The organism is Pseudoalteromonas sp. RWi3 (assembly GCF_054960735.1).
The window spans coordinates 1-21658 of record NZ_JBHNYL010000012.1 but is presented as its reverse complement, the minus strand read 5'-3'; the positions used below and the strand labels follow the sequence as shown (position 1 = coordinate 21658).

Genomic DNA, 21658 nt, shown 5'->3' with positions numbered 1-21658 from the left:
TCTAATTAGTTGTTACGCGCTTGCATCAGGTCGATGAAGTGGTCAAATAATGGGGCTGCATCGTGCGGGCCTGGGCTTGCTTCTGGGTGACCCTGGAAGCTAAACGCCGGCTTATCGGTGCGATGAATACCTTGCAATGTACCGTCAAACAATGATTTATGCGTTGCACGAAGGTTAGCAGGTAAGCTTGCTTCGTCAGCAGCAAAACCGTGGTTTTGCGCAGTAATCATTACAACGTCGCGGTCTAAGTCTTTCACTGGGTGATTACCACCGTGATGACCGAACTTCATTTTTGCGGTTTTTGCACCCGATGCTAATGCTAATAATTGGTGCCCTAAACAAATACCAAATATTGGCGTATCTGTTTCTAAAAAGGCTTTGATTGCATCAATTGCGTATGTACATGGCTCTGGATCACCTGGACCATTTGATAAAAAGATACCATCTGGGTTTAATGCTAATACGTCTGCTGCTGAGGTTTGCGCAGGTACAACGGTTAGTTTACATCCACGGTCTACAAGCATACGTAAGATATTACGTTTTACACCGAAATCGTAGGCGACAACGTGAAACTTTTCATCAGCCGCGTCTAAGGTTTTAAACCCTTCGCCTAATGTCCAGCTTGATTCACGCCACTCGAAATTTTCCTTGGTTGAGACTACTTTTGCTAAATCCATGCCTTTTAAGCCTGGGAAGGCTTGCGCAGCTGCGAGCGCTTTGCTTTCATCGATATCATCACCAGCTATAATACAGCCATTTTGAGCACCTTTATCGCGCAAAATACGAGTCAGTTTACGAGTGTCGATATCTGCAATACCTAAGATATTGCGTTGTTTTAAGTAATCATCTAACGATTGCTCGTTACGAAAATTACTTGCTAGCAGTGGCAAATCACGGATCACTAGGCCTTTCGCCCAAATGTGACCCGCTTCTTCGTCTTCGCTGTTAGTACCCGTATTACCGATATGTGGGTACGTCAAAGTTACGATTTGTTCCGCGTATGAAGGGTCAGTCAGGATTTCCTGATAACCAGTCATAGACGTATTGAATACTACTTCACCGACTGACATGCCGTCAGCGCCGATTGCAGTACCGCGAAACACTGTGCCGTCTTCTAGAACTAACAGAGCGGATTTAGTCAAGTTAACCTCCTAACAGTAAAAAACGGGAGTAAAGTCATTTGCTTTACTACCCGTTTATAGCGATTGGAAACACGCAATTATGAATTTTTGGCAAATTGGCGCTATTTTATAGCAATTTACGCTTTAGGTCTAACGGTAATTCATTAAATAGCAAAAATAAGCGCTATTAGCTGAAAAACACATCAAACCGCCAAAAAGGCACCTTAACTACTTCAAGTCAAGCACATCTTGCATGTCATAAAGTCCAGCTGGTTTGTTTTTCAACCAGCCTGCAGCTCTTACAGCGCCTAATGCAAAGGTCATTCTTGAACTTGCTTTGTGAGTTAATTCAAGCCTTTCGCCAGAAGTTGCGAAATATGCTGTGTGTTCACCAACTATGTCGCCACCTCTGAGCACTGAATAGCCGATTTCTTTTTGTGATTTGGCTTGCTCAACTTGGCTACGATCATAAACAGCAACTTCATCATGATCCCACCCTTTCGCCTTTGCAATTGATTCACCAATGGCTAATGCAGTTCCTGATGGAGCATCAATTTTATGGCGGTGATGCGCTTCAAATATTTCAATATCTAAATCATCGCCAAACTTAGTAGCGGCAGTTTGTACTAAGTTAAGCAGTAAATTAACCCCAACGCTATAATTGCGAGCAAAAACTATCGGGATATGTTTTGCTGCATCGGCTAATTCTTGCATATCTTCACCATTGAGGCCGGTTGTACCAATAACCATTGGGATTTTATTTTTCAATGCTAAAGCTAAGTGGTTTTTCATACCCGCAGGCAACGTGAAGTCAATCGCTACCTCAACATGAGCAAAACCTGAATCTTCTTGTGTATAAATGATATTTGAATCAACACAATTAACGACACTTTTAACGTGCGTACCTATCAAATCATTTCCTTCACGCACGTAGGCAGCCACTAACTCGTTACCCGCTGAAGCATTGGCTGCTTCACATAATACTTTACCCATTCGGCCATTCGCGCCGAAAACAGCAATTTTTGTCATAGTGAATCCTCATTCAAATTTTTATTGTTATACCGCATCCATCGTGATGTCGACTTTCGTGGCATCATAAGCACTGCATTGGATAAATCTCTTTTAATCCCAACGACACTCGTGTCTTATGTGAATTTTGGCATATTACTACAAATACCATTGAACAATCATTACCACTTTTTAAATAGAGCTCGCTCGCGTTGAATGAACATGAGCGATAAATCGATACAAAATAAAACTAAATGCTGCCATTAATGCAGCGCTGACTAAACCATAAGGCATGCTCAACGATAAGTTGACACATAAAGCGCCAACTGCATAACCCACGGTATGAAGTGTCGCTATATAGTTTGTGAACTGCTTCCCTGCCTTTGAAACAATGATATTGGTATAAGCTAGCGTTGCACTATTGAGTGCAACGAATGTAAATGCAATAAACACACAAAGCGCCATAATAGAACTCATTAGTGAACTAATCAAAGCCATTAAAAGAGCAGCCCCGACACTTAAAACAAGCAAGGATTCTGAATCAATCTTTTGTTTTTTAATAAAATATAATTGAAAAAATGTACTCAACCCCGCTGTTAATGCGAGATTTACTGCCACCCACTGACTGACTGCAACGCTATTATCTGTGAGGGTTTTAGACAGTACTTGAACAAGACTGAATTGCCCATAACAAAGACTAAATGAACATATAAATGCAACGGCCAGCAGCCCCCACTGTTGATTGGGCTTTACTGGTTCATGAGCTTTTATATCACAATGAGGTATCACCGGTGTTGCCAATAATACAAACACACCCAATATGATCGGCAGTGCAAATACCCACATTGGCGAAACAAGTAATAAACCTAAACATACTATGGGTGTGAGGCACCTCGCTAAAGTGCCACCTAAACTGACCTTTGCTAAAGCACCAATACTATTTTTTGAAAAAATCTGCAAAGCACTAATTTGCAATTGAGGCACAACCCCACTGCTGAATATCCCGTGCACAATGCGACTCAAAATAAACAGGGTTAACATTAATTCGACTGAATAATTTGTTTGTACTAACCACACACACATCAGCAGTAAATTGCTGAGAATAAATCCTGCAGATGACACTTTTATAACAAAGCTACAGCCTTTATTTGCGACCACTTTAGCCCAAAAAACACTTGAAAATAAAAATAGAAATGAACCAGCAGCCTGCCAATTAACAAGCGCCTCATAGGGAGTTTGCATTACATCAGCTAAAAGCGGCAACACAACTAACGCAATCTGTTGGCTCACACCTAACAATCCACCACCGACCACCAACCAAATAACGCGATTTTTCATAAGTTCTCAAAAAAGGGTCAAATTTTCATTGACACAGTAATGCAAACCCTTATCATTCGCAATAACTTTATTGTTCTAAGGATTCAGACAGTGTTAAATAAAAGTTTTTATTGGTCGAGTTTTGCCAACGCCTACTTGCGAGAAAATAGCAATTGGGATGTTATCCCCCACACTGAGGGGCTTAAAGCAATTAGCATTCGCCTTGAAGAGCAGCACCAACTTCTGTTACCACTTCATTATTTTTCAAAATTAGGAGTCCACGGCTTTACCGGTGACGTGCTCCTACAATCCAATAACACGCAAACCAGCATTGAATTTGAACAAGCAATACGCTTATTAATGCCTCGAGCTGATAACAGCGCTGCATTTTCTCAATCCCAAATTGATGAATTCATTACCCAAGTGCTTCAAAGTCAACGCTTCATTGCTCAATCTTTAGATAATCATCCTAGGCTTGCACAATTAAAAACGGGTCCTTTGAACTTTATTGAGGCTGAACAAGGCCTTCTGGCGGGACACAACTTTCACCCTGCGGCAAAAAGTCGACAACAACTCACCGATGATTTATGGGCTAAATATAGCCCCGAATTTGCAGCAAAATTTAAACTTGTGTGGTTACGCGTTTCAAAAAGCATAGTGGTTGGTGAATCAGATGGCGACTCACTTGATGGCTACTTATCAGAGCTTGTTTCTCAAAGTGCCCCTCAACTGTTGAGCAAACACAATGATCAATATGCAGTAATTCCGATGCATCCATGGCAATGGCAGCATTTAAAAACGCTTTCTACTATTCAAATGCTGTTAAATGACAAGCTCATAATTGAATTAGGCGAGCATGGTTTAGCATGGTCGGCCACCTCATCTGTTCGCGCAATTTGTCAACCCGACGTCACATTTCAACTGAAATACTCTTTAAATATTAAATTGACTAACTCTGTTAGAACCTTATCAGTCAAAGAATGTAAACGTGGACTACGTGTTTTTGATGCATGCCAGACTAACAAATATAAAGAATGGCAAGCACAGTACCCTGAGTTTAATGTTCTACAAGAGCCTGCTTGGTGTGGCTTGAGTTTTAATGATCAGGTGATCGAGCAAAGCATTTTCTTATTCAGAGAGAACCAACAACTAAATCATAAAAACGAAAGCCTCGTATTAGCCACACTTTGTCAATTGCCAATTGACGATGAACATCACCTATTACTTGAGCAACTTAAGCAGGTGAGCCTAAATAAGCAGGTCACATTACCTGAGGCTGCTGAGCTTTGGTTTAAAAAGTTTAGTGAGCAAGTCATCTTGCCACTCTTTGATTTGCAATCAAATTTAGGCTTAGTGTGCCTTGCCCACCAGCAAAATATCGTTATTGAATTTAACCAAGGACTTCCTTTCAAAACCTTTATTCGTGACTGCCAAGGCATTGGCTTTTCTACATTGGGGGTTGAGCAGTTTAGTGCATACTGTAAAGACATTTCCGGTGAAATTGAACACCACTGGAGTCAAGATCAAATATCACGTTACTTTCCTTATTACGTCATTATAAACAGTAGCTACGCGCTTATCGCTGCTCTTTCGATGTTAGGGTTTGGTGATGAACAAGCCTGGTGTAACAAATTACACAGCACATTAGCCAGTATCGCGAATTCTGCAATCGATCCAATCTGCCTTCAACAAGTACTCCAACAACCTCATTTCCAATGTAAAGGCAATTTTTACTGCTATTTAACAGGTGATAACGAAAATACCATCGAAGACCCTGCAATCATCTATTTTGACATGCCTAATTTAGTCGCTCAAACCGACCAACAGGAGCGTTAGCATGTTATTAAAGCACCACCTTCCCATTGAAAAATCTCCTTCAGGTGTGGTTGATCATTACAACAATATATCGCTTCAGGGTGAAATCTGCTTTGGTTATAACTTTGTTGCTGAATATGATGAAAACATTCATTCCTTGACACAGTTGCTATGCCTGCTTGATGCCCTTTTTTATCTAAACGATCATATCAAACACGTTCAATTGCCAAAAAAACAATGGCAACAATCTAAACCATGGCAAGCGTTGGTTCGTGCTTTTAACACTGAGAGCTTGTCACGGTTCGAATTTTATAGTCATCCTTTGAATGGCTTAAATGAAACACAAAGACCACTGTTTAATCACATCGATTCTCAAAGAGTGAGCCCTAAGCGCCCTATTAATTTAACGCAAGAAGTTTATCGTCGCTTTGATAACGAGCTAGGCAAATTCATAAGCTTTAAAGTAGCGGATCCTGATGCAGATATAGGCATTTTTCACCAGTGGATGCACCACCCCCGTGTTAGTGAGTTTTGGGAGATGGACTTACCCAAAGAAGAACTTAAAAGCTATCTAACCGATAAATTTAATACCCCGTTTAACTTGCCCTTAATTGGTTACTTTGACGACGAAGCATTTGGCTATTTTGAAGTTTATTGGGCTGCTGAAGATAGGATCGCGCCCTACTACGCATGGCAAGCATACGACAGAGGCTTGCACCTGTTAGTAGGTAATGACGCATATAGGGGCACGCGCTTTTTTAAAGCATGGTGTAAAGCTATTAGTCATTTTATATTTTTAGACTGCCCCATGACACAAAAAATTGTTCTTGAACCAAGACACGACAATCAAAAATTGTTCAATCAAATCACTAAACTTGGATTTATAAAGGAATATGAATTTGAGTTCCCGCATAAGCGTGCAGCGCTTATATCAATCGAAAAAGTTAAATTCTACAAGGAGAATTTTCAATGTTAGATCTAGCAGGGATCGGAATTGGTCCATTCAATTTAAGCATCGCCGCACTTTTGAACGAATCCAACGAGCTTAATTATCGTTTTTTTGATAACAAACCCAGTTTTGCATGGCATCCAGGTTTACTGTTACCCGATGCCCACATGCAAACATGTTATCTAAAAGACTTGGTAACAGCCGTTGCACCGACCAGTCGCGTAAGTTTCTTGTCTTATTTAGTTGATAAAAAGCGGTTTTACCGATTTTTATCAACTGATATTGCCATGATAAGCCGAACCGAATTTTCTGACTATATGGCGTGGGCAGCAAGCAAATTAAAGAACCTCAATTTTAACGATGCAGTCTCAGCAATCAACTATTCCAACGGTCAGTTTGTCATTACAACGAATAGTGGCGAATACACTGCGAAAAACATTTGTTTGGGAACTGGTAAAGCGCCATACATTCCCCACGAATTCGTATCGCAACTGGGTGATAAAGTATTTCACGCAGCGGAGATTATGAGCCGTGATATTGATTTAACAAATAAAAGCGTCGCTATTATTGGTGGGGGGCAAACAGGTGCAGACATTGTACTTAATGCCTTAGGGGAATATTGGGGCAAACCGAGTTCGTTATATTGGGTTTCCCGTCGCCCTAACTATCAGCCTCTTGATGAAGCTACTTTTACAAACGAATTTTTTACTCCGCAATATACTGAGTGTTTCTTTGATTTACCTGAGCTAAGCAAAAAACGCGAGATTAAAACCCAAAAGCTTGCAAGTGACGGTATTACAACAGAATGTTTAAAACAAATTTATCAATATTTATATCAACACTTTGACGTCAAAGGTGAAGAAAAGTGGGTTCATTTACTCCCCAATCGGACAGCGCAAACTATCTCACCTAATAATAACGGCTTTACTGTGAAGTGCCATAATACATTGAATCAAAGCGATGAAGTACTTAATGCTGATTATGTTATTTTAGCTACAGGCTTTGAGTCTAAATTACCCGCATACCTTGAACCACTAAAGCCACTACTTCACTTAAACGAAGACGGCGGACTTCAGCTAGATAGTCATTTTAATATTAAATGGCAGCACCAAAGCGAAAACCAAATATACGCAGTCAATGCTGGCCTTGATAGCCATGGCATCGCCGAACCTCAACTGAGTTTAATGGCATGGCGAAGTGCCACAATTATTAACCATTTAGCAAACAAAACTTTATTTGATCTCAGTGAAACGCAAAGCTTTATCGACTGGACATTACCTAACTCATCTCATTTTTTACCTTTAACAACGGCAGTTTAAATTAACATGAAAAAGTATACTCTTACATTAGTAGCCTCTAGCCTTCTATGTGCATTTAACTCATATGCGGCCTCACAAACACAAACGCAAGTGCAGCAACCGTTAGACCGAATCCTTATAACGGCTAACCGAACAGAGCAAAAAATATCAGATATTGCTGGAACTGTATGGCTTGTCGATCTTGAACAACTGCAAGCACAAATCAATGCAGGCCATGATTTTAAAACGTCATTAGCGCAACTAATTCCAAGCCTTGATCTAGCCAGTACAACCCGAACTAACTATGGCCAAAATATGCGTGGTCGCCAAATGGTGGTAATGATAGATGGCGTGTCTTTAAACTCTTCTCGTGGTATTAGCCGCCACCTTGATGCTATTGATCCATTTAACATATCACGAATTGAAGTACTTTCAGGGGCAACCGCTATATATGGGGGTGGCAGCACCGGTGGTGTAATTAATATCATTACTAAACAAGGCACCGAAGACAATGCTGTTAAAGTCGGTTTTGTTTCTGGCTTTGCTGGCAGTGATGATTTTGACACAAACTTAGCCGGAGCATATGGCTTTGCTAACAAACACACTAAAGGTCGCGTTTCAATTGCCTATAATAAAACTGACGCCATGTATGACGGTGAAAGTAACCCTATAATAATGGATACAACTCAAAGTGGCCTGCAATACTCTGAAAGTCTTGATTTAATGGCGTCGATATCTCATCAATTTACAGCAAACCAATCACTTTCAGCCATGGTGCAAAAATATGAAAACCAAAGTGATGGTGAGCATGGTTTGTATTTTGGCCCAAACGCTAATGCGTTATTTGGTGATATGGCAGGTGTTGAAATTAGAAAAGGGCTTGAATCTGACCATATTCCAAAAACAGAACGCACATTGATTAATCTCAACTATGTAAATAAAGAGCTTTTCTCACAAACTTTAAATATACAAGCGTTTATGCGCGAAGAGGTTTTTGATTTTTATCCTCGCCCCCGTCTAAAAAGCAACGCGATTTCAAGTTTCTCAAGCTCAGAGCAGAACACCGATGCGCACGGCTTTAAAGTGGTTATGTCTGGAAAAGCAGACAAACTGACTTACGCTTACGGCTTTGACTATGATAGTGAAGAGTTTGAGGCTATACAAACTTATTACGATACTGAGGTTGCGCAAAGTTCGGGCGGGTTGGTAATGAATGAACTGTACGGGGTTGACCGCTACCCTGGCTTTAAAGTTAATGCCCGTGCTTTGTTCGCTCAACTACAATATCAGCTACTAGACAATCTAGGCCTTGCTGTAGGTTACCGCCAACAATCAATGGATAATACTGTAAATGATTTCGTTGCTACTAGCGCTGCAATTAAAGTGAAGACAGGGGTTGCGTCAGAAGCTGAAGCCATCAAAGGCGGCAGCACAGATTATGACGTTGGACTATTTAATTTAGGTGTCATCTTCGATATAAACGATAACCAACAAATGTGGTTTAACTCAGCTGAAGCTTTTGAGCTACCCAATGTAGCAAAATACTATGGCAAAGGCAGTTATGAGCAATCAACCAGCACAACTGCATTAACATTAGTTGAAGGCAGTGTAGTTGATGTAAATAGTTCTGCGCTTTCAGGTATTAAGACCGACTCTATGGAACTTGGTTGGCGTTTTGATGACGGAGCATTACGTGCACAACTGGCTGCCTATTACAGCACTTCAGATCACAAAATTTCATATAATTCTAAGACATTGCTTATCTCTGTATCAGACTCTAAAACCCGCACAAAAGGGATTGAGGCACAACTAGACTATGATTTTGACAACGCGTGGCAAGCGGGATTTTCTGCGCATTTAATAACAAAAGAAGCTGAAAACGCGCAAGGTGATTGGGAAAAAGTCACGGTTACACAAGCCTCAAGCTCAAAACTAACCAGTTATATTAGTTGGCAAAAAGCGGACTTTAATCTTCGCTTACAAAGCAAAACAATGTTTGATTTAGAAGATGATGCGGATAAAAAAATTGATGGTTATACGCTTTTAGACCTGACAGCGCGATACCCGCTAGAACACGGCCAAGTATACTTCTCTATCAATAACGTGCTTGATAAAACTTACACAACACAATGGGGTAAACGAGCCATTTACTTCTACAGCCCTAAATATGGCCCAGAAGCACTTTATGACCATAAAGGTCGTGGAAGAAGCTTCGCTTTAACGTATCAATACAATTTTTAAAACAAACGGTTTGATGTGAAATTATAAGCCGCTAACGCGGCTTATAATATTTTTAATTTTATCTTTGCGGACATAAGTGAACTAGATTTTATTTTAAACTCATGTAATAGTCAGAAAACCCTTTTAAAAAATAATAATAACAGATACCCATAGACTTTAGCCGTCTATACATTTAAACTTCCCTCTTTGCGCCGATTTGGTCTTTGGCTTGCGGGCGCTGTTGAATTACTTATCACTTTGATAAGAGAACAACGAAATGCTGCTAAAAGAAGGATATTTTGGCTGTAGTAGTTGTTTATGAGTTATCTAACGAGGAATATGATGCAGCCATCATTTAATAAAACTAAAGCAAAACTCTCTTTGCTGCCCCTGCTTACTTTTGTGGCCCTATTTTTAGGTGCTGGTCTGTATTTGCAATCACAAGGGGTCGATTACGCTTTCTATCAATTACCCGCCCCTGTGGCTATTTTACCAGCGATAATGCTGGCGTTTATCCTAAATAAAAACACCATTAATCACAGTGTAGAGACCTTTATAAAAGGCGCTGGGCATAACAACATTATTACTATGTGTTTGATATACCTCCTTGCAGGTGCATTTTCTGCTGTTGCAGGGGCAACCGGCGGTGTTGATGCTGTTGTGAACGCCGGTTTATCGCTTATCCCTCCAGCTTTATTACTGCCTGGTCTATTTTTGATTGCCGCAGTTGTATCAACCGCTATGGGTACTTCGATGGGAACTATCGGAGCGATTGGTCCGATTGCTTATGCAGTATCAATGAAAACGGGGATAGATCCAGCCCTAATGGCAGGTACTATCGTATCGGGTGCCATGTTTGGTGATAATTTATCAATCATTTCAGACACCACAATTGCTGCCACACGTACTCAAGGTTGCGAAATGAAAGATAAGTTTCGTGAAAACTTAAAAATCGCCCTACCCGCAGCAATACTTACTATCGCGTTACTGGTCTTTTTAACACCAGCATCGCAAGCCGTTGAAGCGAAAGAGTATGATCTGTTATTAGTATTACCGTATGCCTTTATACTCGTGCTTGCCGTAATGGGCTTCAATGTTTTTGTTGTGCTATTTAGCGGAATCATTTTTGCTGCGCTTATGGGCTTTACGGGCAGCTACGAAGGGGCAAGCTTCGTAAAAGATATCTATAAAGGCTTTACTGATATGCAAGAAATCTTCTTGCTCTCAATGTTTATCGGTGGCTTGTCTGAGTTTATCCGCATTAATGGTGGTCTTGATTACCTAGCAGGCAAAATTCAAGCAATTACAAAAATCATTGCTAAATGGCACAGAAAAGTAGCTGACCAACTTGGGATTGCAGCGCTTGTGATGACTAGTAACCTGTGTATTGCGAACAATACAGTTTCAATTATTGTCGCGGGACCTGTGGCTAAAAAGCTAGCGACTGATGGTAAAATTAGCGGCAAACGCTCAGCAAGCTTGCTGGATATATTTGCCTGTGTTACTCAAGGCTCATTGCCTTATGGCGCTCAAGCGTTATTACTCGGCGCTACCTTTAAAATTAGCCCTTGGGAAGTTTCTACATCTTCATACTATTGTTTTATTCTAGCGTTTACAGCAATTACTGTAATTTGCCTAAGACGCAACAAAGCTTAATATCTTTAGCAGATACGCTCAACTTTGGGTGTATCTGCTATAATCTTGTCTTGAACTAGAGCATGTTGCACCTTTAAGATTAAAACTAAGTTAGTCATAAAGTGAAACATGTGCATATAACAACCTTAGATTTGAGACAAGACATTGAAAAAAACCGTTGCCTTAGCTGCCATTTATTTGGTCAGCGCTTCTAGCCAAGCGGCTAATTGGAGCACCACTGCACTACACCTTAACAATGGTGACTTTAAAAACCCATTTACAGGGCAAGAGTCAAATACCACTATCGCATCACTACAGCACGCTTCGGCTTATGATTATGGCGATAACTTTTTCTTCATTGATTACATTAACGATGCCACTGATGATGGCTACCAAGATAAAGACTTTTATGGTGAATGGTACTCAACGTTTAGCCTGTCGAAAATATCTGGCAACGATATGTCATACGGCGCAATTGCAGATATTGGCCTAACGGCTGGTTTTAATGCAGCTGGCGATTCAAAGGTGTTGAAGTATTTACCAGGTGTAAAAGTAAACTGGCAAGCGCCTGGTTTTACTTTTCTGTCTACATTGGTTACAGCATACATTGATGATAATGATGGTGTAGCCCGTGGTGGGGCGCCAATTGAAACAAATAGCTGGATGTTGGATGTTGCATGGGGATACCCATTTGCTATCGGCTCACAAAAATTCAACGTAACAGGTCACGTGGAGTACATCGCTGCACGTGAGAATGAGTTTGGTGAAGATGTAAAAGCCTGGATTTTAGCTCAGCCAATTATTACTTGGGATTTAGGCCACGCTATGAGCATGAAAGAAAACACCTTACTGCTTGGATTAGAATGGCAATATTGGCATAACAAACTTGGTACAGATACCACCGAGTCAGTTCCACAATTGCATATAGAGTGGACGTTTTAAGGACTAGCTAAAACTTCTCCCTCGCGAAGCTAAAAATAAAGGCACAACATTGCATGTTGTGCCTTTTAAATTTATTTAAAACTACTATGGCGGCAAACTAGAGCGTACAGGCTGGCGTTTTTCCTGACTTGTTGGCATTATTCTTTGCTACTACCGCACCTGACATGTTTGCTTGTAACTCTTTAATACGATTACCGGGTGCTGGATGAGTCGACATAAACTCAGGCGTTGCTCCACCTCCAGCTTGGCTCATATTTTGCCATAATGTGACTGACTCTTTCGGGTTAAACCCTGCTTTAGCCATTAAGTCTAAGCCGATAATATCCGCCTCTGACTCGTGAGAGCGACTAAATGGTAAAATAATACCAAATTGTGCACCCAAACCGAGTCCTTGCATTATCTCATTACGGTATTTTACATCGCCTATATCAAGTGCTGCACTGCCTACCTGCATGCCTGTTTGCAACAGTGAACTTTGTGATACACGTTCATTTGAATGCTCCGCGATAACATGACCCACTTCATGACCAATGACTGTTGCAAGTTGGTGTTGGTTTTTAGCTACATTAAGTAACCCCGTATGAACACCAATATAGCCCCCTGGTAATGCAAAAGCATTGGCTGAATCGTCTTCAAAGACGACCACTTCCCAATTTTGGCTTGCGTATTGTTGAGGCAAAACAGCAATTACATCCTTGGTAATGCATTTAACATACGCATTCACAGCTGGATCTTTATTTACTTTTTGGGTTTCTTTCATTTGAGCAAAGCTTTGCTGACCCATTTGGCTCATTTGTTGATCGCTATACAAAGCGATTTGTGTCCGACCCGTTGGTGATGTTTTACACCCGGCTAACACGGCTGTTGCGAGTACTGCTAAAACTAGTTTTTTCATTGTATTTCCCAACTAACATTCCGTTTATTGATATTGTTTCAATATAGCAAATATCGCCTTAACATAATATTACTATTCAACCCCCTAACCACACTGACAAAATTAATCACAAACTAATCCATACACTGGCTATCGCATTGTAAATCCCGCTGATACAATGCGCACCAAATTCTGTTTTCGAGTGGCGCATGCAAATACAATCTTCTGTGCTTAACAAGCGCATCTTACTCCCTCTTTTAGCGAGTATCGTTGCTATTACCCCTCTGGCAATCGACATGTATTTACCTGCGATGCTAATCATTGCAAACGATCTCAATACAAGTATGCCTAATGTGCAAATATCTCTAAGCTTGTACCTTGCTGGTTACGCACTAGGAATGCTTTTCTTCGGCCCAATTGCCGATCAAATAGGACGGCGAGTACTCGCAAAGATCGGGTTAGCTTTATTTGGATTAAGCTCCCTTGCTTTAGCATTTTGTAATGACATACACCTTTTTTGGTTTTTACGTGTAGTACAAGCTTTTACTGGTGCAGCTGCAACTGTGGTTGTGCCAGGTATTATTCGTCATATTTATCAAAAAGACACGGCTAAAGGCATGTCTTATGTATCCATGATCATGATGGTGGCACCTCTCGTTGCGCCAACTGTCGGCTCAATGATAATGGGGCTTTCTCATTGGCAGACGATTTTTATTGTACTCGCTTGTTATAGTTTTACTATTTTAGCGCTAACTCAAAGATACTTAATTGATATTCCAATATTTAAAAGCCCACTTTCAGGTTTTGCACTTTTTTTTGATAGTTATAAAACCGTATTTAAAAATAAAAATGCGCGTGCAGACATAGCCAGCTCAATGTTTGTTTCTTTTGGCTTTTTTTGCTTTTTAACTGCTGTGCCCTTTGTATACCTTGATTATTTTTCAGTATCTGAACAATTATTTGGTTTATTGTTTGCTTTTAATGTAATGGCACTGATGTTTGGTAACTTTTTAAATACTCGTTTAGTACCGCGAATAGGCTCTAGAAAGATGCTCTATTATGGTTTGTTTGTAGGGTTTATGTCGGGAAGCGCGTTGTTATCATTTAGCGTGCTTCATTTATCGCTGTACTTTATAGTCGCGGCTATTGCACCTCTTATGATGAGCCTAGGTATTATTGCCAGTAATGCAGATGCCCTTATCTTAATGCAGTTTGAAGAAAAGTCAGGAACGGCAACCGCCGTCATCGGTACTTTACGCTTTGGCAGTGGTGCACTTGTTGGGCCAATACTAGCCTTAATGCATGCGCAAAGTGCCGTGCCCTTTTCAAGTTTAATGTTCAGTGCGTTAGTGCTAACTTTACTTGCTCAAGTTTGGCACCGAATACAAAGCAAAAAAAATGCCCGTAATTAACGGGCATTCCTAGAATATTTTAGATTACTCAGCGGCTTTTGACACCATCACCATTGCAGGGCGAAGTAAACGACCATTTAAAGTGTAACCCTTTTGCATCACTGCTAGTACTGTATTAGGTGACACATCATTACTTGGCTGGATAGACATCGCTTGGTGAAATTCAGGGTTAAACTGCTCACCTTGTGGGTTTACAATTTCAACACCAAACTTAGCTACAGCATCATTAAAGCTCTTCACTGTCATATCAATGCCTTCAAGTAACGGCTTAAGTGTTTCGTTCTCTTTGTCTGAGAATTCAATTGCACGTTCTAGGTTATCAATCACTGGAAGTAGTTCGTTAGCAAACTTTTCTAAAGCAAATTTATGCGCTTTTTCAACATCTTGCGCTGCACGACGACGAATATTTTCAACATCAGCTGCAGCACGAACAACACCATCTTTCTGATCATTGATTGTTTGCTTTGCCGCTTCGAGCTCTGCGTAAAGCATGGCGATTTCAGCTTCTGGACTAACTTCTTCAGCTTCATGCGCATCAGCAGCCTCTACAGCCGCTTCAACGTCTGCTTGCATTTGCTCTAACTCTTCGTTTAATTCTACTTCTTGCTCTGGTGATTTTGTCTGCTCAGACATAATAAACGTACTCCAATTCTTTTCAATTGCGGTAATTATGGGGATTGAATAAAAAGATTCAAGAGTCAGATGACTCGATTAGTTTAAATTCTTGGATGATTGCTTCAATTTGCGCCGATTTTGGACAAATTATACAAAAACGACTTTGATATTCTTGATTTTGAAAATACGGCACACTAATTACCATTAACTCAGAGCAATCTGCAAATGGCAGTTGTTCTGAATTAAGCACAGAAACACCATTTTTAAAAGCCAGTTTATCTTCAACATAATTTAAAAATGACACGCCAATATTTAAACTTTGCTGACAATCCATTTGCTTATATAAGTAATTTTCACCCACCACAATACTATTGTCTGAGCCAAGTTTCTGGCTTAATTCGCGGGTCCATTGTGTTAATGAGTCATGACAATTACGTGGCGCTGTATTTGCCATTGCTTGCATACGATACAAGCCTTCCATGAGTGTTTGTTGACTAAATACCGTGTTGAGCCAAGTGGCAAATTGATATCGAACAGCGTCTGATGAATCATCAGGTTTGTGAATACAAATATTATGGCTTTGACCTGCTCTATCAATCAATAATATGAGCCAATCATTACTGTCGAAATCAAGCACCTCTACTCTGAAAACATGCTGAGAGCGGACTTGAGGCAAGCCAACACAACAACACACTTTAAAACGCTGGCTTAAATCGTGGGCTAACTCTACAAGCTTTGACTGCGCTGGATGCCAATATTGAGCAATCTCATTTAATGCAAAAAACTCCGTTAACCAATACTCAAAACCTGCATTGGTCGGAACGCGCCCAGCAGATGTATGGGGTGAGTATAGTAAACCTACTTTTTCAAGCCGAGACATGGCATTACGCACGGTGGCCGAGCACACTGCCATGCCTTTTTGTTTTGCTATTTTACTGGATGCCACGGGAAGGCCTTCACCATCACAATACAAGCTCATAACGGCGGAAAATATTTGCTGATCTCGAGGATTTATATTCATATTATCTACATCTTGCTGCATAAAGCTTATATCGGGGCAAAGAGAAGTTATTTCAAGGCTCTGAGGTTTTCAATTCACTCATTTTTAAGTACTCTAGCGTTATTATAATTATTTGCGTGAATACCATGGAATCACCTTTTAAAACCATAGGCTTAATTGGAAAAGTAAATCACGATGGCGCAACCGCAACGTTAATACGCCTGTACACTTTTTTAAATGCATTAGGCTTTTCTGTTATTGTTGAGCAACGAACTGGACAGCAAATAGACGATATTCCTAAAGACAAACTCGTTAAATTAATTGAGCTTGGTGAAAAAGCCGACTTAGCAATTGTTGTTGGAGGCGATGGTAATATGCTAGGTGCGGCGCGTGTACTTGCTCGCTTTAACGTTGCGGTAATTGGTGTGAACCGAGGGAATTTAGGGTTTTTAACAGACTTAAACCCTGATGGCTTTGAAGCAAGCCTAGAGCAAGTGTTAAGTGGCCAATATATCGAAGAAAACCGCTTCTTGCTTGAAGTTGAAGTCTATCGTCATGCTGAACTCAAAAGTGCTAATTCGGCCGTAAACGAAGCTGTACTTCACGCCGACAAAGTTGCTCATATGATTGAATTTGAAGCATTTATAAATAATGAATTTGTCTTTTCTCAACGTTCAGATGGTTTAATTGTTTCAACCCCCACAGGCTCAACAGCTTACTCATTATCTGGTGGCGGACCTATTTTGACCCCTGAGCTGAATGCTATTTCGCTGGTCCCAATGTTTCCTCATACCCTATCAAGTCGACCTTTGGTCGTCGATGCCGATAATGAAGTTCGATTAAAACTAAGTTTAGAAAATACGGATAGCTTACAAGTGAGCTGTGATAGTCATGTAGTACTAGCTGTGTTACCAGGTGATGAAGTCGTGATAAAAAAAGCAGATAAAAGACTCCGGCTTATTCATCCAAAAGAATACTCTTACTATCATGTTTTACGTACAAAGCTAAATTGGGGTAGTCGTTTGTATTAATTTTATTGCGCTAACTCATACATTAGCGCAAAATACCATGAAATTTATAATCACATAAATCAGGAATGTTTATTAGCGATGACTTACGTTGTATTTTTTGCTATTTTGTTATTAATAACTTTACTAGGTACATACCTTGTAATTGAAAATAACCGCCGTAATGCACGAGAGGCGGAAAAAAAGCTGTTTAATAACCGTGTGGCAGAAGTAACGAGCAATTTAAAAGGGAAATTAAATTACTTTTCTGAGGCTCATATACTTAGGCCTAAATATATTCCGCGATTACAAGTCATTGCTAGCAACTTTTTTGTTGTACAACCCCATAGTGATGAAAACTTATTGTATTTAGAACGAATTGTCGAATCTTTCATCTCAACAGTAAATAGCGAACTGACTAAATCGTTTGTCACCGGTGAACGTGACAAGTTAGCTGAGCAACTTTCTCTTTTTGTTGCTGAGTTACCCTATGCGGGAATTGAATATAACCGTGATTTTTATTATGAGACACTCCCTTCATTAATTAAAACATTAGAATCACCTGATATCACAAGTGATCAAGGTGTGCCTGAAGTAGATGAAGAACAAGACTCTGACGATTCAAATACTCAGTCATTTACTCAACAATTGAGTAACTAATAGTTAAATACCTCAGGGTGCTAAAGCACCCTACCTTTTACATTTCAAAGCACATCCCCGACTTCAAATACACTTCTCTAGCAACAGCCACTACTTTGGAATTTGAACAAAAGTAGAAATTTTATTTGCAAAAAAACGAAACACTGTATAAATTAACAGTTAATTGACTGGATGGATGAACAGTATGTTAATTGGACTCGAAATTAAAAACTTTGCCATTGTAAATAATCTCAGCACCGAGTGGCATAGTGGTATGACCGCTATTACTGGTGAGACTGGCGCAGGTAAATCAATTGCAATAGATGCATTATCACTTTGCTTGGGTGAACGTGCTGATGCCACTGCGGTGCGTCCTGGTACAGAGCGCGCAGAAATTAGTGCTCACTTTGATATTGCTAACCTGCCTAATGCAACTGACTATTTACAACAGCAGTTATTAACAAATGATGAAAACGAATGTTTATTAAGACGTGTGATTTGTAAAAACGGTCGTAGTAAGAGTTATATCAATGGTAGTCCTGTTACAGCCACACAGCTAAAAGAGCTAGGCCAGCACCTAATTTCGATTCATGGGCAGCATGCGCACCAATATCTTTTAAAAGCAGACCACCAACTCAATTTGTTAGATGCCTACGCAGGACACTCTGGATTGGTCGCGAATGTGCGTAAACGCTATCGGGAACACCAAAACTTGCAAAAGGAGTACTCTATTCTGGAGCAGTCTCAACTGAAAGAGGCGGCGCAAAAACAGCTTCTAGAATACCAAGTAGCCGAACTTGACGAATTTGCTCTTCAAGAAAATGAATTCCAACAGATTGAAGCTGAGCACCATAAGTTAAGCCACAGCCAGACGATACTTGAATCGTGCCAACGTGAGCTACAGCATTTATACGAAAGTGATGAGCAAAATGCTTGCTCAATATTACAGCATAGTGCTCAACGCTTTGCTGAGTTGGCACATTACGACAACAGCTTAAATAGCGTAGCGACTTTATTAGAAGAGGCCGCTGTACAAGTAGAAGAAGCCAGTCGTGAAATTAGAAATTATGCTGATCAAACTGAACTAGATCCAAGTCGCCTTGTTGAAGTAGAAGAGCGTTTGAGTGGTGCTTTAGATTTAGCTCGAAAACACCATATAAAGCCTGAAGAGCTCGTAGATTTTCATCAATCAATCAGTAGTGAGCTGGAATCAATTAGCAATAATTCATCACGGTTAGAACAATTAGAATCTGAAATAATCTTGTCTTTAGATCTTTATAAAGAGGCCGCTTGTTTATTAAGTGAGAGCCGGAAAAAAGCAGCAAGTGATTTAAATAAACTGATAAGTCAAAGTATGGCGAATTTATCGATGGAAAACGGGCAGTTCGAGATTCAACTGAGCCAAGAACCAACACGCGCGCCTACAGTACTAGGCTTTGACTCTATTGCATTTTTAGTCTCAACAAATCCAGGGCAACCTTTACAGCCATTATCAAAAGTAGCATCAGGTGGAGAGCTTTCACGAATTAGCTTAGCCATACAAGTCATTATTGCGCAAAAAGTAACAACGCCAACACTTATTTTTGATGAAGTAGATGTGGGTATTTCTGGCCCTACGGCATCTGCTGTAGGAAAGTTATTACGCCAATTAGGCAAATCAACACAGGTCATTTGTGTGACACACTTACCTCAAGTGGCAAGCTCTGGTCATCAACAGTTTTTTGTAGCCAAAGAAATTGCAAACGGCGAAACATTCACCCATATGAAATCCTTGAATAAGGATGGCAGAATCGACGAAATTGCTAGGCTGCTCGCTGGTGACAACATTAGTAAAATGGCAAAAGCGAATGCCAAAGAGCTCATCTCTGCACATGGCTAAAACATTTTATGACTGATTTAGTTAAACATTTAATTACACATTTTAAGCCACTATAAAATTAGACAGAATATATGAAGAATTACTTATTAAGGACCTTAACCCTGTTATTAGCTTTAATTATGCTAGCTGGGTGTGAGACAAGAATAGCTCAGTCAATAAATACCAATCAATTTCAATGGGGTCCGATTTTAACACTTATCTACGCCAGTATATTATTGACCCCCATAGTGAGCTCTGTATTACTGGTATTTAGCCAATATAAACCACTTGCCTTCAAAGTTAAGTTGCAACAATTTATTCATTTTTCGTTGCTTGGGATGCTTGTACTCGCGTGGTTCATAGAATTAAGCAACACACATATTATGAGTAGTCGATTGGATTTAATCATCATGTTAGCTGCACTATTTTTACAAATGTTGGTCGCAATTTCAGTTTTTGTATCTGTGAGTAAACACCAACAAAAACATAACAGAGACAAATATTTTTTGTAACGGCAGTTTTACAACAAGAAAGCAAAGTTTCATTTACAAGTTTGACACATTCCAACTAGCAACATAATATTTGATACAAACTATCATGGAGCGAATTATGGGTATGTTACTTTCTGACGTAACGCAGCTAAAAAGCAGCTACGCAACACTGCAGCTTGGTTCAGCAAAAGCGGATGGGCGATTAACATTAACTGAGCACTTGCTTCATTTTGAATCACTCAATAAACAGTTAAATTTAGGTTCATATACAATTAAATTAAACACCATTAGTCGTGTTGAACCCTGTACAGGAAAAGTGGCGGGTATCATTCCGATAACACAAAGCGGTATTAAGATTACAACGAAACAGAATCATAATATTGAGTTTATTTTACCCGATCCCGAACAATGGCTAAACAGCTTAAGAGCAGACCACTAAGGTTAGTTGGCCTCTACTGATTAAAATACATTCAAACTAGAGCGACTTAATCGCGGTACGGGTATGTAACCTTCTGGTCTAGAAAACTGCTATTACGTTACCCAATGCCTAAAATCTATGTGAAAATAAGTAAAAACCGAGCGACGCTTAAACGTCCTACCCGCGTTCCTTACCACCATCCATGTAGGCACAGAACACAAAGGGTATTGATGCTGCGTTATCACCTTTTTATGGGTAAAACCCGCAGCATAGACGCTTTGACCTTGCCTAAACACCAAACAAACTGCTTAAAAATCAACCTTGCAAGACCAACTAAACCTAGAGAAGATCATTTTTAACAGTACATTAGTATTCGTTCATTAGCATAAGTTTATGGGCTATTTTAATAAGTCTACTTAGCTTTTTTATAGAGTATTATCATTAGTATAATTGTAATAACATAAACTAACCTTTTAGTACTGTAAAATATCATTAAATCCAATTAATACCGCTATTAAACTTTACATCTTTATTAATTCGTCTCACACTTGAATTATCTGGAATCTGTAAAACAATTTAAAATGAAATATTTATTAACTATTTTTACACTCATTTCTATTCTTTCACTGCAAGGCTGTGGCAGTGAAGAGTCCACTTCTGGTGACTCAAGTACACCAGGAGAAGGTGCTACTATGTATTTTGATGCCTTGTATAACGCTAAAGATCTAAATAAGGCGATGACAATGGCTACGCCTAAATTAGGCAGAATAATGAAGTCCTATGGTACTTCTAAACAATTCGCTCGCAATTTAGTTAATATGCAATATGACGAAGTTGTTATTGAAGTCGATATGACAAACATGAGCCTTCGAGAGCAGTATGGCGATAAGGCTAATATAAACCTTATTTTTACCGGTTACTTTAATGGTAACAAGGTTGATGATATGCGCAGTGTGAAAATGGTGCGTAAGAAAGGCAAATGGTACGTTGATAAAATAAACCCAGACCCATTTGCCAGATAAGTTTTTAATACTTAAAG

General features: G+C 39.8%; 18 protein-coding genes. 12 read left to right on the top strand and 6 right to left on the bottom strand.

Features of this window, described 5'->3' with window-relative positions; translation table 11 throughout:
- Positions 1-5: 5 nt before the first annotated feature.
- From carA to ACFI4Z_RS14385, 3 genes are all read right to left on the bottom strand, one after another.
- Positions 6-1142: a glutamine-hydrolyzing carbamoyl-phosphate synthase small subunit gene (carA, locus tag ACFI4Z_RS14395; RefSeq protein WP_462671182.1), complete on the bottom strand. Its 1137-nt coding sequence runs from the start codon at positions 1140-1142 to the stop codon at positions 6-8.
- 207 nt (positions 1143-1349) lie between these two features.
- Positions 1350-2150 (bottom strand): 4-hydroxy-tetrahydrodipicolinate reductase, encoded by an 801-nt coding sequence (gene dapB / locus ACFI4Z_RS14390; RefSeq protein WP_462671181.1) that lies wholly within the window; start codon positions 2148-2150, stop codon positions 1350-1352.
- A gap of 171 nt (positions 2151-2321) precedes the next feature.
- Entirely contained in the window at positions 2322-3467 is a 1146-nt protein-coding gene (locus ACFI4Z_RS14385) for a hypothetical protein (protein ID WP_462671180.1), read from the bottom strand.
- 90 nt (positions 3468-3557) lie between these two features.
- On the opposite strand from ACFI4Z_RS14385, the gene ACFI4Z_RS14380 reads away from it, so the two are divergent.
- The 6 genes from ACFI4Z_RS14380 to ACFI4Z_RS14355 all read left to right on the top strand — a co-directional run bounded on the left by ACFI4Z_RS14380 (position 3558) and on the right by ACFI4Z_RS14355 (position 12305).
- Positions 3558-5282 (top strand): IucA/IucC family protein, encoded by a 1725-nt coding sequence (locus ACFI4Z_RS14380; protein WP_462671179.1) that lies wholly within the window; start codon positions 3558-3560, stop codon positions 5280-5282.
- Position 5283: 1 nt separating this feature from the next.
- Positions 5284-6237: a GNAT family N-acetyltransferase gene (locus ACFI4Z_RS14375; RefSeq protein ID WP_462671178.1), complete on the top strand. Its 954-nt coding sequence runs from the start codon at positions 5284-5286 to the stop codon at positions 6235-6237.
- On the top strand, positions 6231-7529 hold the full coding sequence (locus tag ACFI4Z_RS14370; RefSeq protein WP_462671177.1) for a lysine N(6)-hydroxylase/L-ornithine N(5)-oxygenase family protein: 1299 nt from the start codon (positions 6231-6233) through the stop codon (positions 7527-7529). The genes ACFI4Z_RS14375 and ACFI4Z_RS14370 overlap by 7 nt, the downstream gene beginning before the upstream one ends.
- 6 nt (positions 7530-7535) lie before the next feature.
- A complete protein-coding gene (locus tag ACFI4Z_RS14365; protein WP_462671176.1) occupies positions 7536-9749 on the top strand; it encodes a TonB-dependent receptor in 2214 nt (737 codons plus the stop codon).
- Between the two features lie 321 nt (positions 9750-10070).
- Complete coding sequence (locus tag ACFI4Z_RS14360) at positions 10071-11384, top strand: Na+/H+ antiporter NhaC family protein (RefSeq protein WP_394191627.1); 1314 nt, start codon at positions 10071-10073, stop codon at positions 11382-11384.
- A 144-nt stretch (positions 11385-11528) separates the two neighbouring features.
- Positions 11529-12305, top strand: coding sequence for a nucleoside-binding protein (locus ACFI4Z_RS14355; RefSeq protein ID WP_462671175.1), 777 nt, complete (start codon positions 11529-11531; stop codon positions 12303-12305).
- Positions 12306-12402: 97 nt separating this feature from the next.
- On the opposite strand, the gene ACFI4Z_RS14350 is transcribed toward ACFI4Z_RS14355, so the two are convergent.
- On the bottom strand, positions 12403-13200 hold the full coding sequence (locus ACFI4Z_RS14350; RefSeq protein WP_099295747.1) for a M48 family metallopeptidase: 798 nt from the start codon (positions 13198-13200) through the stop codon (positions 12403-12405).
- Between the two features lie 188 nt (positions 13201-13388).
- Between ACFI4Z_RS14350 and ACFI4Z_RS14345 the strand changes: the two genes are divergently transcribed.
- The gene (locus tag ACFI4Z_RS14345; RefSeq protein WP_462671174.1) at positions 13389-14591 is read left to right on the top strand and encodes a Bcr/CflA family efflux MFS transporter; all 1203 of its coding nucleotides are present in this window, start codon (positions 13389-13391) and stop codon (positions 14589-14591) included.
- Between the two features lie 24 nt (positions 14592-14615).
- On the opposite strand, the gene grpE is transcribed toward ACFI4Z_RS14345, so the two are convergent.
- A complete protein-coding gene (grpE, locus tag ACFI4Z_RS14340; protein ID WP_099295749.1) occupies positions 14616-15224 on the bottom strand; it encodes a nucleotide exchange factor GrpE in 609 nt (202 codons plus the stop codon).
- Between the two features lie 58 nt (positions 15225-15282).
- Positions 15283-16248 carry an HrcA family transcriptional regulator gene (locus ACFI4Z_RS14335; protein WP_462671173.1) on the bottom strand — a complete coding sequence of 322 codons (966 nt, stop codon included), beginning with the start codon at positions 16246-16248 and terminating at the stop codon, positions 15283-15285.
- 104 nt (positions 16249-16352) lie between these two features.
- Between ACFI4Z_RS14335 and nadK the strand changes: the two genes are divergently transcribed.
- The 5 genes from nadK (at position 16353) to ACFI4Z_RS14310 (ending at position 21641) form a co-directional block, all read left to right on the top strand.
- Positions 16353-17237, top strand: coding sequence for an NAD(+) kinase (gene nadK, locus ACFI4Z_RS14330; protein WP_394190342.1), 885 nt, complete (start codon positions 16353-16355; stop codon positions 17235-17237).
- Between the two features lie 78 nt (positions 17238-17315).
- Positions 17316-17873 (top strand): hypothetical protein, encoded by a 558-nt coding sequence (locus ACFI4Z_RS14325; RefSeq protein WP_462671172.1) that lies wholly within the window; start codon positions 17316-17318, stop codon positions 17871-17873.
- Between the two features lie 184 nt (positions 17874-18057).
- Positions 18058-19731: a DNA repair protein RecN gene (gene recN, locus ACFI4Z_RS14320; RefSeq protein WP_462671171.1), complete on the top strand. Its 1674-nt coding sequence runs from the start codon at positions 18058-18060 to the stop codon at positions 19729-19731.
- 588 nt (positions 19732-20319) lie between these two features.
- Positions 20320-20640: a GRAM domain-containing protein gene (locus ACFI4Z_RS14315; RefSeq protein ID WP_462671170.1), complete on the top strand. Its 321-nt coding sequence runs from the start codon at positions 20320-20322 to the stop codon at positions 20638-20640.
- A gap of 560 nt (positions 20641-21200) precedes the next feature.
- Positions 21201-21641 carry a hypothetical protein gene (locus ACFI4Z_RS14310; protein ID WP_462671169.1) on the top strand — a complete coding sequence of 147 codons (441 nt, stop codon included), beginning with the start codon at positions 21201-21203 and terminating at the stop codon, positions 21639-21641.
- Positions 21642-21658 lie beyond the last annotated feature (17 nt).

Excerpts from the sequence above, each read along its gene's own strand:
- ACFI4Z_RS14350 (WP_099295747.1), bottom strand. The coding sequence starts at position 13,200 with ATGAAAAAACTAGTTTTAGCAGTACTCGCAACAGCCGTGTTAGCCGGG.
- ACFI4Z_RS14310 (WP_462671169.1), top strand. The coding sequence starts at position 21,201 with ATGAAATATTTATTAACTATTTTTACACTCATTTCTATTCTTTCACTG.
- ACFI4Z_RS14335 (WP_462671173.1), bottom strand. The coding sequence starts at position 16,248 with ATGCAGCAAGATGTAGATAATATGAATATAAATCCTCGAGATCAGCAA.
- ACFI4Z_RS14385 (WP_462671180.1), bottom strand. The coding sequence starts at position 3,467 with ATGAAAAATCGCGTTATTTGGTTGGTGGTCGGTGGTGGATTGTTAGGT.
- ACFI4Z_RS14375 (WP_462671178.1), top strand. The coding sequence starts at position 5,284 with ATGTTATTAAAGCACCACCTTCCCATTGAAAAATCTCCTTCAGGTGTG.
- nadK (WP_394190342.1), top strand. The coding sequence starts at position 16,353 with ATGGAATCACCTTTTAAAACCATAGGCTTAATTGGAAAAGTAAATCAC.
- ACFI4Z_RS14345 (WP_462671174.1), top strand. The coding sequence starts at position 13,389 with ATGCAAATACAATCTTCTGTGCTTAACAAGCGCATCTTACTCCCTCTT.
- ACFI4Z_RS14360 (WP_394191627.1), top strand. The coding sequence starts at position 10,071 with ATGCAGCCATCATTTAATAAAACTAAAGCAAAACTCTCTTTGCTGCCC.
- ACFI4Z_RS14365 (WP_462671176.1), top strand. The coding sequence starts at position 7,536 with ATGAAAAAGTATACTCTTACATTAGTAGCCTCTAGCCTTCTATGTGCA.
- grpE (WP_099295749.1), bottom strand. The coding sequence starts at position 15,224 with ATGTCTGAGCAGACAAAATCACCAGAGCAAGAAGTAGAATTAAACGAA.
- ACFI4Z_RS14325 (WP_462671172.1), top strand. The coding sequence starts at position 17,316 with ATGACTTACGTTGTATTTTTTGCTATTTTGTTATTAATAACTTTACTA.
- ACFI4Z_RS14370 (WP_462671177.1), top strand. The coding sequence starts at position 6,231 with ATGTTAGATCTAGCAGGGATCGGAATTGGTCCATTCAATTTAAGCATC.
- recN (WP_462671171.1), top strand. The coding sequence starts at position 18,058 with ATGTTAATTGGACTCGAAATTAAAAACTTTGCCATTGTAAATAATCTC.
- dapB (WP_462671181.1), bottom strand. The coding sequence starts at position 2,150 with ATGACAAAAATTGCTGTTTTCGGCGCGAATGGCCGAATGGGTAAAGTA.
- ACFI4Z_RS14315 (WP_462671170.1), top strand. The coding sequence starts at position 20,320 with ATGGGTATGTTACTTTCTGACGTAACGCAGCTAAAAAGCAGCTACGCA.